General features: G+C 49.6%; 12 protein-coding genes. 2 read left to right on the top strand and 10 right to left on the bottom strand.

What is annotated here, in order from left to right:
- Positions 1–27 precede the first annotated feature (27 nt).
- Complete coding sequence (locus tag AC27N8_RS26550) at positions 28–717, top strand: protein-tyrosine phosphatase family protein (protein WP_487071076.1); 690 nt, start codon at positions 28–30, stop codon at positions 715–717.
- Here the strand turns inward: AC27N8_RS26550 and AC27N8_RS26545 are convergent.
- The 4 genes from AC27N8_RS26545 to AC27N8_RS26530 form a co-directional block, all read right to left on the bottom strand.
- Complete coding sequence (locus AC27N8_RS26545; protein WP_487071074.1) at positions 693–1,541, bottom strand: Cof-type HAD-IIB family hydrolase; 849 nt, start codon at positions 1,539–1,541, stop codon at positions 693–695. The genes AC27N8_RS26550 and AC27N8_RS26545 overlap by 25 nt on opposite strands.
- Positions 1,501–1,626 carry a hypothetical protein gene (locus tag AC27N8_RS26540; protein ID WP_487071072.1) on the bottom strand — a complete coding sequence of 42 codons (126 nt, stop codon included), beginning with the start codon at positions 1,624–1,626 and terminating at the stop codon, positions 1,501–1,503. The genes AC27N8_RS26545 and AC27N8_RS26540 overlap by 41 nt, the downstream gene beginning before the upstream one ends.
- Positions 1,627–1,678: 52 nt before the next feature.
- Positions 1,679–2,464, bottom strand: a complete 786-nt coding sequence (locus tag AC27N8_RS26535) for an NAD-dependent epimerase/dehydratase family protein (RefSeq protein WP_487071070.1) — start codon at positions 2,462–2,464, stop codon at positions 1,679–1,681.
- Positions 2,465–2,595: 131 nt separating this feature from the next.
- The gene (locus AC27N8_RS26530) at positions 2,596–3,684 is read right to left on the bottom strand and encodes a Gfo/Idh/MocA family oxidoreductase (protein WP_487071068.1); all 1,089 of its coding nucleotides are present in this window, start codon (positions 3,682–3,684) and stop codon (positions 2,596–2,598) included.
- 146 nt (positions 3,685–3,830) lie between these two features.
- Here AC27N8_RS26530 and AC27N8_RS26525 point away from each other — a divergent pair, with 146 nt between their 5' ends.
- Positions 3,831–5,774 carry a sensor histidine kinase gene (locus AC27N8_RS26525; protein ID WP_487071066.1) on the top strand — a complete coding sequence of 648 codons (1,944 nt, stop codon included), beginning with the start codon at positions 3,831–3,833 and terminating at the stop codon, positions 5,772–5,774.
- Between the two features lie 127 nt (positions 5,775–5,901).
- Here the strand turns inward: AC27N8_RS26525 and AC27N8_RS26520 are convergent, their stop codons facing one another.
- The 6 genes from AC27N8_RS26520 to AC27N8_RS26495 form a co-directional block, all read right to left on the bottom strand.
- A complete protein-coding gene (locus AC27N8_RS26520; protein ID WP_487071064.1) occupies positions 5,902–7,170 on the bottom strand; it encodes a beta-ketoacyl-[acyl-carrier-protein] synthase family protein in 1,269 nt (422 codons plus the stop codon).
- 2 nt (positions 7,171–7,172) lie between these two features.
- A complete protein-coding gene (locus AC27N8_RS26515) occupies positions 7,173–8,453 on the bottom strand; it encodes a beta-ketoacyl-[acyl-carrier-protein] synthase family protein (protein ID WP_487071062.1) in 1,281 nt (426 codons plus the stop codon).
- Positions 8,454–8,605: 152 nt separating this feature from the next.
- Complete coding sequence (locus AC27N8_RS26510; protein ID WP_487071060.1) at positions 8,606–10,849, bottom strand: methyltransferase; 2,244 nt, start codon at positions 10,847–10,849, stop codon at positions 8,606–8,608.
- A 183-nt stretch (positions 10,850–11,032) separates the two neighbouring features.
- Entirely contained in the window at positions 11,033–11,482 is a 450-nt protein-coding gene (locus AC27N8_RS26505; RefSeq protein ID WP_487071058.1) for an SRPBCC family protein, read from the bottom strand.
- 28 nt (positions 11,483–11,510) lie between these two features.
- Positions 11,511–12,404, bottom strand: a complete 894-nt coding sequence (locus AC27N8_RS26500; RefSeq protein WP_487071056.1) for an MBL fold metallo-hydrolase — start codon at positions 12,402–12,404, stop codon at positions 11,511–11,513.
- Between the two features lie 17 nt (positions 12,405–12,421).
- A complete protein-coding gene (locus tag AC27N8_RS26495) occupies positions 12,422–12,688 on the bottom strand; it encodes an acyl carrier protein (RefSeq protein WP_487071054.1) in 267 nt (88 codons plus the stop codon).
- Between the last annotated feature and the right edge of the window lie 3 nt (positions 12,689–12,691).

Genomic DNA, 12,691 nt, shown 5'->3' with positions numbered 1-12,691 from the left:
CTTGTCACGAAGAAGAGGAAAAGAAATATGTCGTCAGATCCAATTGCGTCTCCTCAGGTAGAGGAGAGCAAGCCTGGAGGAACACCTCCTCCCACTGCGGCGGCTGAAGCTCCGCAGTTACACTTTTCGTTTATCCACTGGGCCACGATGGGGGTTCTTCGCCTGCTCTATCGCAGGTGGACACGTATAGCTGTGGTGCTCTTTCCAGAGAACTCACGAGCGGCCGACCTGGCTCAAAAAATGCATATTCCGTTGCCCGATACGTTAAATATGAGCTGGGTCACAGATCATTTGGCGGTGGGCGGACGCATTCGTCCAGAAGACATCAAGGCGGTCAGCCGGGTCGGCATCACCTCTGTGGTGGATACACGCTCAGAGTTTTGCGATGATAAGGAAGCGCTCGCGCAAGAGCATATCGATCTACTCTATCTGCCAACTCCTGATACCTATCCGCTAACAGTTGAGCAGTTGATGGAGGGCGCCAAGTGGGCCAATGAGCAGATCAGTCATGGCGGACGCGTCTTAATTCATTGCGAACATGGCATCGGACGCAGCGTCCTCTTAACCTGCGCCACACTCGTCTACGGTGGCATGAATGCCAGCGATGCCCTTCATCTGGTCCAGGCCAAACGCTGGCAAGCGGCTCCCAATCATCGGCAGGTGGAGCGGCTGAAAGATTTTGAAACGGCGTTTCAGACGCGTGAAGGCAAAGCATAGCGCTCGATCGCTACAGCTACGCCATCATCCTGATTGCTGCTGGTAACTGCATTGGCGATGGCTTTGACACGCTCTGGAGCTTGTCCCATCGCCACTCCCCAGCCAGCCGCGGCAAGCATCTCAAAATCGTTATGATTGTCTCCCAGCGCCATCACCTGAGCCATGGGGATCTGCAAATGAGCGGCAAGCATCTCCACGCCACTCGCTTTCGAGCAGCCAGGATGCATCACCACAATCTCCGCACAGTCATAATTGCCGCGCTTAATCCTATTCCAGGAGCAGGGCAACTGAGCAATCGCCGGAGCCACACGCTCGATCGCTTCCTCCGAGGCAAAGCAGACAACACGAATGTGATGCGGTTGTCCGCTACAAAGCATATGATGAGACATACGTTGCACGCGTGGAAACTCCTGAAAATATCTGGCAAGCTCCGGATTATCATACTCAGCAGGACCACTCCATGTCTCTTCGACCTCACCATGTAAGTGATGAATCACAGGCTGGATCTGATATTCGACCAGCAGATTGGCCGCCTCCTGTGCCAGCTCGGCGTCCAGCAGTTGCGTGTGGATGACTTTCCCACTCGGATGCTGGATAATCAATGCACCATCGCACGTGATGATAGGAATCTGAATCCCCAGCTGATCGGCAAAATGCTTACTATTCTCATAGCGCCGCGCCGTCGCCAGCGTCACAACAATACCGGCCGCTTGTGCAGCCTGGATCGCCATCTGCGTGCGCGGTGAAATAGACTTCTGAGGTGTCAACAGGGTACCATCAATATCAATAGCAATCAGCCTTATCGGCGGAGGGGATATCGTCATCGGGAAGCTCCATTATCAGTGCATGGTAGAAATGCGGCAGGCCCAGAAAGCCAGCCGCATGAGTATCGGTAATATACTGTCCCATTATACACGAAAACCTCATCCCATGCCGTATCAAATGATACCTTTGTGTCGATCTATACGAACACTTCGCTCACGTGCGCGCCATCCTGTGGCTGATAGCCCAGGATCTCACGAGCATGCTCGATGTCGTAATAGTGCGGAACGTTATTTGAGATTCCGTAGAAGATATCAAAAACGACGTGGTCAGCCTGAAGGCTCTTCTGGATAAGCTGGACAAAGTCACGTTGGCTAAGCCAGAGAGCAGCTAAACGTTCAGGAGATTCGCCGAAATCTTTATCAAGATCCTGATTGGAAGTGATGTGCCTGGGAATGTAATCTGTGCGATTGACCCAGCCAATGCGTAAACAAATAATGTGCAGATCCTTTGTATCGGCATAAAAGCGTCCCAACGTCTCGCCAAAGCATTTGCTGACTCCATACAGGCTGTCTGGACGCTCCGGCACGCGGTGATCAATGAGCGGCTCACCAGTACGATAAATATCCGGTGCCTGCTCAAGATCATACGTGCCTACAGCGTGATTTGAACTGGCAACAATGATCTGCTTGACACCAGCTTGCACAGCAGCTTCAAAGACTGTATATACTCCTGTGATATTCGAGTGAAGAACTTTCTCCCAGGAGGCATGAGGTGAACCTTCAGCGGCCAGATGGATCACACTATCAACACCTCTGAAAGCAGAGATGAGCGCATCAAGATCGTTAATATCAGCGGCAATCGAATCGCGAGCGGGAATAGGGTAACGAGAGAGTGCACGAAGCGTATATTCCGGTGCTAGTTCCTGGCATAAGATCGATCCTAAGACGCCTTCTGCCCCGGTAATGAGCACTGTTTTCTTCACAAGAATCCTCCAGACGGCCACGGGTGTGAGTGGGTGCTATAAATGGTACGGTACTTCCTATTGATGCATACTCATATATACCATTTATAACACATTCCACTTATCTCGTGCTACTGTTCAAGCCAGTTCAGCTAGAGGAGGATAAGACGCTTTTCACGCGCACTGAGTTGCGCGGCTTCAATCACCTGCATGACTTTCAGCACTGAGCTCGGATCGACCGGCAGCGGACTCCCGGTGGTGAGCGCATCTCTTACCTGAGCATAATATTGCTCATAGGCCCCTGGCTGCGTCTCGATCGGTCCATCGATGTGAAGGCCGTTCAGATCCGTAGAAAGTCGTCCCCACAACTCCTGAGGCTCAATCCCCCAACCGGCATCGCCGGGACGTTTGCCAGCACGCAAAGCATCTTCTTGAGGGTCCAATCCCCATTTTTCGTAGGCACCCCGCAGGCCGCTCAGGCGCATACGCTGTCCGGCGATGCGTGTGATCTGACTCATCCAGAGGTGAGCAGTGACCCCATTGGAGAAGCGCAGAGCCACGAAGCTATCATCATCGACTCTGGCTCCCGGCCGTCGCTGCGACATTTCAGCGTAGACGCTGCTGACATCTCCGAAGAGCACGAGCGCCTGATCGATCAGGTGACTTCCAAGATCATAAAGCAGTCCTCCAGCTCTCTGCGGATCGGCATCCTCACGCCAGACGCCCGCCCTCGGCTCCGGTCGATAACGCTCAAAGCGGGACTCAAAGCTGATGATAGGTCCAAGCAGATCAGCAGCTAAAAGTTTCTGAACGGTCCGAAAGTCGTTGTCCCAGCGTCTATTCTGAAAGATGGTCAGAGGCCGATGCGTCTCGCGACTGGTCTCGATCAACCGCTGAGCGTCGGCAACGTTTGCAGCCATCGGCTTGTCGATCACGACAGGCAATCCAGCTTGCATAGCAGCGATACCTTGCGCGGTATGTACGTTATTTGCAGTTGCTACGACCACCAGATCATAGTGAGCAGCGTCTTGCCACAATTCCTCTACGCTGCTCAGGATACTGGCCTGGGGATAGCTTTGACGAGCCTGATTCTGACGCTCAGGATTGCTTGTCACAATCCCGGCGACGACCATTCCCGGGGTCGCATGGATGAGGGGAGCATGAAAAACGGAGCCCGCCAGTCCATAACCAATAAGAGCGATCCGAACGGGCTGACGATGCATGGTTTCTGTTGTTGTCATAACAATCTCCTTAATAATTGATATGGCCGATAGTCCATATGTGTATGTGTCGTACAAAATAGGCGTGACTTGATGTATAATGAGGGTACTTTAAGACTATAATCCTTATTATGCCATCTAAAGGTATGTCTCTGGAGGAGAGTTTTTTGGAAGCTTCAACGCACACGGAACAAGAAATCTTGAGAGAGCTCAGCACATTACGCTCAAAGGTGGCAGATCTAGAGCAAACACTGGCCAATATGCGCCAACAAACACGAGCTCACGAGAATGAAAGTACCGCCGACACAGTCCAGAATCGATTGAAGGATCTCTCTCCCCCAACAGGTCACACGGCAGGGGCAGATCCCAGCCTTGAAGAACAGATGGTCTCCCTGGAAGCAATCTTTGAAGCAATCACCGATGGCATAGTCGTTTATGACCAATCAGGAGATATAATCCGAGCCAACGCAGCATTCTTTCAGCTCTTCGATATAGATCCGCAAAGCGATTTTAGCTCCCGTTCACTGCATGAGCGCGGTCAACTGTTACGTGTGACGGATAGCAGTGGTCACCATTTACCTCAAACACATTGGCCCGCCACACGTGTACTTGGTGGCGAGATCATCGATCACGCTCAGCCAACGGACGCCAATTTTCTGACACCAGATAAACGCGCAGTACAGACCGCAATCAGTGGAGCTCCAATCCACAACAAAGCAGGAGACATTGTGGGAGCCGTCATCGTCTTTCACGATATCACGCAGCGCACTATCATTGAGCGACGCACCAACGAAGTGCTCAACACTCTCCTTGAGATGGCCGAAGTGCTTGTCCAGGGCAGCGATCAATCCTCCAGCGACGAACGTTCATCGCTATTTGAGCCTATTCTTCAACGCTTACTCCAACTAGGACAACGTATCCTCCATTGTGAAGGTGCTGGCATTATCTTACTCGATACAGCAACAGCCTCCATGTATCCCATTACGATCCTTGATGCATCAAGCACTGAGATGCATAAGTGGCAATCTGAGCTGGCAGGAATCATATTGGAACAGATGCTACCCGATCAAATGATGGTCAACGCTCTCCGCAACGGTCAAGTGACCAGGATCGTTGATAGACAACCTGACAGCGCAGCAAAAGAGCATACCTATCTACTTGTCCCAATGCTCGCTGGAACACAACTCATCGGAATCCTATCGTTAGATTACGGTCCCCATGAGCATAAGTTATCATCGGACGAAGTAGTCCTGACAGCAGCAATATCTCGGTTAGTCGTACTCGTCCTGGAGCGTGAGAGATTGCTCCAAGAGCGTGCAGCCTCACAAGCCAAAGAGCTCGCGCTACGAGAGTCCAATCACCGCATGGATGAGTTTTTAAGCATCGCCAGCCACGAACTACGCACACCATTAACCACCATCAACGGCAACATCCAGCTCGCCAAAAGACGTGTCAAAGCCTTGCCGATATCGCTGCAAGCGCCTCCGAACATCATCGAAAAAATCTCATTAATCGAAGAATTGCTCAATCGAGCCGAACGCCAGGTACGCGTGCAGAACCGCATGGTCGGCGATCTGCTAGACGTCTCACGCATCCAGGCCAACCGCCTGGACCTGAACATGAATAGCTCCGATCTGGCGGTCATTGTTCGTGAAGTGATTGAAGACCAGCGCTCATCCTCTGGAGAACGCATCATCCTATCGAGCGATATTCCAGAGAACCTGCACATCCCCATTGTCGCCGATGCCGACCGCATCGCTCAGGTAATCACCAACTTCCTCACCAACGCCCTCAAATACTCAGCCCCCCATCTACCGGTCGAAGTTCGTATCCAGGCCGACAGCGACAGCGCTCGGGTCTCTGTACGTGACCAGGGGCCAGGACTCCCACTCGAAGAACAGGAAAAACTCTGGGAACGCTTCTATCGTGTCCCAGGCATTGTCGTCCAGAGCGGCTCTGGTGTCGGACTTGGATTAGGATTACATATCTGTCGCACGATCGTCGAGCGTCATAACGGGCACGTCGGCGTCGAGAGCAGCATGGGGCAGGGCTCAACCTTCTGGTTCTCCCTCCCCCTCACAGCCGTCCCCTGCAACCAATCCCTCAGATAACGTTTATGTAGAAAGAAAGCATCCTCTTTCTAATCAGAAAAAGGATGCTTTCTTTCTACAATAGAACAACCCACTTATCTACAAGCCCTCAAGCTTCTTATCAATAGCAAAAAAATGATGTCTGTGATTACCAGCTTTGCAAGACAAGGGCAGCATTGGTACCACCCATCCCTCGAGCATTAATTAAGCAAGTCTTAAAGCGATCGACTGAGCGAGGTTTCAATGGAACATAGTCCAAGTCACATGCAGGAGCGGGGTGCTCCAGATTGAGCGTAGCCGGAATGATATGATGCTCGAAGGCTTGCAAAGCAATCACAGTGTCGAGAGCAGTCGCGGCACCAAACAAATTGCCAAAGGCGGACTTGGGAGTACTTACTGGCACCTTATCGGCAAAGGTTGTAAATACCTGACGGATCGCACTTGTTTCAGAAACATCCTCGTCGGGCACAGAAGAGCCTGCTGCAAAGACACAATCAACATTATCAGGATTTTTGTTGGCTCGCTGTAAAGCTTTTTGCAGAGCTGCCGCATAGCGCTCGCCATTAGGAGCGGCCTTCACCACATCGTAGCCATCATAGGTTGATCCCCAACCGGCCAACTCAGCCAAAATAGGAGCCCCACGTTTAATAGCATCATCAGCTCTTTCTAGCACAAAGAAGGCAGCCCCTTCAGCAGTGACCAACCCATCATGATCTCTATCAAATGGTCGATAAGCATATGGCGTTTTAGTCTCAGCCTGCTGAGACATCAGGCCAGACGTTTCATAGCAAAGAGCTGCGTAAGGAGAAAATGGCGCCTCCGTCCCCCCAGCGATCATAATATCAGCCTTGCCTCTTATGAGACTTTCAGCAGCATGAATCATTGCCAGTGCAGAACTGGCACGATCTGAGAGAAACGTACGACCAACTCCTTTCACTCCAAACTGGATCGATAAGCTCCCTTGGACAGCAGCTGGGAACCAGGCAGTCGCCATATAAGGGCTCACATCGCGTGGACCCAGTTTCCAAAGATTACGTAACTCACGTTCTGCGAATTCCCAGCCTCCCAGATTATTTCCCACACAAAGACCAACGCGATGACCGGCATTCTCTTGTTGCATCCAGACTGGCTTGCGAGCATCATTAAGCAGACCGGCTTGTTGTAAAGCCGCCTCGGCTGTAATCAGAGCGAACTGAGTAAAACGATCGATCTTACGAGCAGTGCGAGGAGGAAGAAACTTTTCCGCACGGAAATCCAGCAGTTGTCCACCAACGCGGCAATGAATATGAGAAGTATCAAAGTGTTCAATTGGCGTGACAGCATTATGGCCTGCCAGAAGATGCTCCCATAACACATCCGGACCAAAGCCATAGGGGGAGAGCACACCAAGACCAGTAATCACAATTTTTGTATCCATGCTTATTTTGTGCTCCCTGGTAGACAACTTTCCATCACAATGGCCCCGTGCAAACCAGAGAAGCCACTGGCGGTTGTAAGTAAACGCTGCATTGTGTGATCACGACCCTGTAAGGGAACATAATCCAGATCACAATTTGGATCAGGCGTCTTAAGGTTAATCGTTGGGTGAACATGCTGAGCTTGCATACTTAAGGCGCAAGCGACTACTTCGACTGCACTTGCCGCTGCCAATGCATGCCCAACCATTGACTTGGTCGAATTAATCGGGATTTCGTACGCTCTCTGTTGAAGAGATTGCTTTAACGCGAGCGTTTCAAAATGGTCATTTTGTGGGGTTGAAGTGCCATGGGCATTCACAAAATCGATATCAGCAGGTGTCAGATGAGCATTATTAAGCGCATTCCTGACTGCACGCGCCAAATCTCGTCCCTCGGGGGACATATCCGTCATATGAACAGCATGCTCAGTCACATCGCACCCGGTGATCTCAGCATAAATAGGCACATGACGCTTAAGCGCATGTTCAAGTTCCTCCAAAATGACGAAACCGCATCCTTCAGAAAGAACAAAGCCATTGCGATCATAACTAAAAGGACGCGAGGCTGACTTAGGCTCAGTGTGGTGAGATAAACAATTAATAATGTCAAATGCAGCGATAGTAATCGGCGTAATCGGAGCCTCGCTTGATCCAGCGAGCATCAGATCATGCTCACCATAGACAATGCTTTCATAGGCATAACTTATAGCATCCAGGCCACCAATACAACCTGTAGAAAGAGTCATGCACTCGCCCTGTAACCCATAATGGGCGCCAACAGCCAGTGCGGCCGAATTCCCCATAGCAGCCAGATAAAGTTGAGGCGAAACATTCTCTGCCTTGAAAGGCTCTTGTCCCCAATTCGTCGTTTTTGTAAATTCGAGATCAAGCGTCTGTGTTCCACAAATCGCTGTCGCAAGAGTAACTCCAAAGCGTGGAGCCTCCCAGCTTGATTGATCAAGCTGAGCATCTTGAAATGCCTGATGCGCCGCTGCAAAGGCAAATTGAATTGAGCGGTCGGCCGTATGATAACCTGACGGTACATGATGAGTAGCTGGGTCAAAGTCAGAAGCTTCACAAACGACCTGCGCACCAAATTGATGGTGACCGAACAAATTACAACATGTAGCATCTTCCAGAGCCGTCGCCCCCGATACTCCATCTGACAAATTTTGCCAGAAAGCGTCTTTACCTATGCCAACGGGTGAGACCACTCCTAAGCCTGTAATTACAACTCTACGCATCGCAACCTTCCTTATCAACAAATGATTACCGTGTGCATAGCAGGTCACTGGAGACCTGCATTTTAACGCGTACATGAATTATTTAAAAGAATCGCAACAGTAAGCAATAAAACAATATATTGCTTTTATCTACTTTTTGCTCAAATTACTACTCACGTGCGTGTTGCCACCAGGATGAGGTCAGGACCAACGTTGGGCCAATCCTCCACAGAAAATCCTGCAGAAATCAACCATCCACGCATTTGCTGTGTTGTAAAAGTAACTCCTTCGCTGCTATTCACCAACATATTAACCGAGACGGTGTGAGGAAATAATTTCCAGTTTCGCTCAGGTTCTTGATAGGTTTCAATAATCACAAAGCGCCCACCTGGACGCAAGGTAGCAAAGGATTGTTCAATCAAACGCTGTGTCAAACGTGCGCCGATAATACGAAAGACATGGCTAGCGATAACGAGATCAAATTGTGCTGGCTCAACTACAAGATCTTCAAGGTCAAGCGACATATAATCAATACGCGCATGTACTTGATGTTCTAGCGCATGCGCTTTAGCATGTTCCAGCACATTAGCAAAATCAACCACCACAGCCTGAGCCGTTGGATCTTTTTCCAGGACCGCAATAGCCCCGGGGGCAGTACCAGCCCCAAGATCAAGGACACGAGCCCCATGCGTGCTTACGCCAATCTCAAGTCTTTTACAAATTTGCTGCATTAGTGGATAAAGCAGTGGAAAGAGATGTTCTGAGAGTGGAGCAAAGAAGGTGCCACCCAGAGGTTCTTTATCGATAGCACGCACCGATTTGCCTGTACGGATAACATCTGTCAGATGAATCCAGGCATCCCATTCCTGACGTATCTGCCGTGGGACATCGCCAATATAAGATGGTTGATCAAGTACAAGATAGCGCGTACTGATCGGCGTCAACTCATATCGGGGACCCGCCTGAAGGACAAAACCTAAGGCGTGCAAGCCTCCTAACAATCTCTCTAAAGCCGAAGGATCCGACTCCGTTACCTGAGCTATCTCTGTCAGGGTATGAGCGCCTCTTGAAATCGCAGTGAAAACTTGAAGCTCAACAGCCGCCAGAAGCATACAACTTTGAGCAAAGGCGAAGGTGGCTTCGATAATGGCCGTTGGAGGTACAAAGGGAATGGCCCCTGACGCCGCTTTCTTTTCCTGTGGCAACACAGAGGAATCCGCTACTTGAGCAGGTTGTTTGGCACTAAGTAGAGGAACACTGGAGGCGGGAACCGTAATCCACTCGAGCTCTTGCAGTCCCGCATTTTTACACCAGTTCTCATAGAAGGAGGCTGGATAGCTTGTGCCAAAATCTGTTACCCCAAGCATAAGGACAGCAAAGAAAACGTCTAAAATTGGACCGGTTCGCTCTGCGGCCGGCAAATAATCATAAGAGATCAAGCTTCCGCCGGGACGTAAATGGCGAGCAGCTAAAGTAAAGATTTGCTGACATTCTTGCTCTGTAAAGCCGGTACAAATATAGCAGATATAGATAGTGTCATAAAGCATATCGCCCCAGGCATCTTCCTGTAAGAGATCTCCCGGCAAGAAACGAAACTGATGATGAACACCATAGCGTCTGGTAAAAGCCTGGGTTGTATCAAGCACTGGAGGAAGATCAAGGGCATATGCTTGTATGCGCGGTGCCTTTTTTGCCAGAGCAATACTCCAGACACCCGACCCAGCGCCTACATCTAAGACAGTACGTACGTCTGGCAACGCAGCCACATAATCAGCAATCTGAGATGCCGCTTCAAAGTTGACAGGGAAAAGAACTTCTACCAGGGGAGCGAAAAAGGCGGGATTTTTCTCTGCACGCAGTGCAGGTAGGCCCGTTTTCACGACCATAGGTAGATGAGGGATAAGCTCCTGAAATAAACGATGCGCATAGAAGAGATAGCTCCCCAGATATGTATCCAGACCAGGAGTAAAATAATGCCGACCAGCCACATTAAGAACTTGTTGCGTACCAGCCATCTCTGTAATCCCCAGGGTAGTCAAAATCTCTGGAGTTGATGCAGGTAAAACACCATCATCCTGGATGCGATTGAGAACCCCTGAATCGATCAGGTCGAGGAGCACCTCAAGAGCGTCTTGCACGCGCGAAAAATCAGCTGGAACACCCTCTGTAAGTAGTTTATATCCCTCGGAAGCAGGTGAGAGTATCCGAGCCGCCACCAGACAATTAAGCACGCACAGTACACCTCGTTCACTTAACTCAAGCTGTTTAGCCAATTCTTGCGGCGACACCTGCTGCTCACGAAGCATGTTAAGTATGCCCGTAGCACGGCTAATGTCATAAATAGGAAAAACCAGTGTAGAGAATAACCATTCCATCACTGTATGAGGTCGCAGATCATGTGCAAAGATATCAGTCATAATACCACTTCATCCTATGAATTTATACCTGAGAGAGGGAAAGCATCAGAAAAGAGATATCCCACACATTTCCCTCTCTAAACTCATCCATCTAGCAAGAAGCTTCAAACAACAAAACAGAGAATTCTGGCAACAAAAACTCTTAGCTTGTCCCTTTGAAATATGTCCAGGTAGAGGTGAAAATTACGCTTGGGCTAATTGCTCCAATATATCTTTGAAGCGTACCTGATTCTTTTGCATATGATTGGTCATGTTTGCGAGAACCTGCTCGGCAGTCAAAGGTGCCTTAGGATCGACATCAAAGTCCTGAATCCAGGTCATCACAACCCCTTCTTCATTCGCTTGATAGGTCCATGTCAAATGCATATACGCAAAAGGGAACATTGGAGCACCGCGTTGAGCAATTGCAACATGTTCTTTGTAATCAAGGATGCGCCAGGAGCGCCAGGATTCTCCCTGGGCGTTGGTCAATTGAAAATCGATCCGGGCAAAGCGCTCAAAGCGCTCAAAAGAGAGAATTTTGGCTTCACTATACTCTGCAAAGAGTTCGGGCCAACGTGCGATATCATTAGAGACAGCAAAAATCTGGTCAATATCACCTTTAATTGTGATAGATGCAATGGCTTGAGGCATGATAGTGTGTTTCTTTCTTGTATTTTGATTACTGACCCTGGTCCTGTAAAGCTCTTTTCGGCATAGCTGAAAGATCCTGCCGACTAATCTCACCACGAGCTTCTTGCATAGCTCGCTCCAGATTAATCGCAGTACGATGCGGTTCCAGCCAATGCGCAAAAGGAGAAGCATCAAAAAGCGCCAGGGCATCACGTTGTTCAAGATGATTAGCAACAGCATAGTTGCCCAGAGAAAGGACCTGTGTTAAATACTTTCTCAAAAGAAGAAGATCTTGCAACGTACCAACCGATCCATGGCCAGGAACAACTACCCCCGGCTGTAGATCAATCAGGGTATCAAGAGCCTCAATCCAACCAGAAAGAAGGCCATTCACGGCTAGCGGGGTTACACCAATGAAACCGATATCGCCTGCGATAAGCACATGAGACTCAGGGAACCAGAGAGTCGTATCTGCGGCGGTATGAGCAGGCGTAAAAACCTTGAGCTCACCACCGAAGGGAAGCGTTAGTGATTCGGGTAACGCTTCGGGAATAACGAGTTCTAGTTGTGAAAAGTGGCCACGAAATTGTGGCATCAAATTGTCATAGATTTTCGCCGGCAGACCCAGCTTTTGGAGTGTGGCAATAGTACCCGAATGTGCAATCAACTGTGCGTTATCAGCAAAGACGATATTCCCGCCAGTGTGGTCAATATGATGATGGGTATTGATTACTGTCTGGACATCGGCATTGCGCCGCTTCACTTCGCGCATAATACCTGAAGCCATCTCAGGAAACGTCATAGTGTCAATCACAAAGGCCCGTTTACCCTCAACGATAATGGTTGAATTTGATACTCCAACCTCTCCTTGACCATGAACAATAGTCGTAATACCATCGGCAACCTCGTAAAGAGTCTGAGCGGGCCAATGATGAATACTCATAAATAGCCTTCAGCTTTCTAGCGCTTGGCTCGCGTAACCAGATCGGCTAAGTCAGAGACCGTTGAACACTCGCGTAAAGCATCATTAGGGATGATTACCCCGGCACTTTTTTCAAGGCGAAGGCCTATTTCAACCATTTCAATAGAATCGATTGCAAGGTCGTTATGTAAAGAGGTCTGCGGTGTAACAGCGACCTCATCGCCAACATGGTCCTGCACAATCTGAGTCACGCTAGCGAGCGTACCACTTTGCTGCTGAATCCCTTGAATAGTTACGTCTTCCATAAC

It is taken from the genome of Dictyobacter sp. Z7_2 (assembly GCF_057551105.1).
The sequence above is the reverse complement of the archived record's forward strand: the minus strand, read 5'-3'. Positions and strand labels throughout refer to the sequence as shown.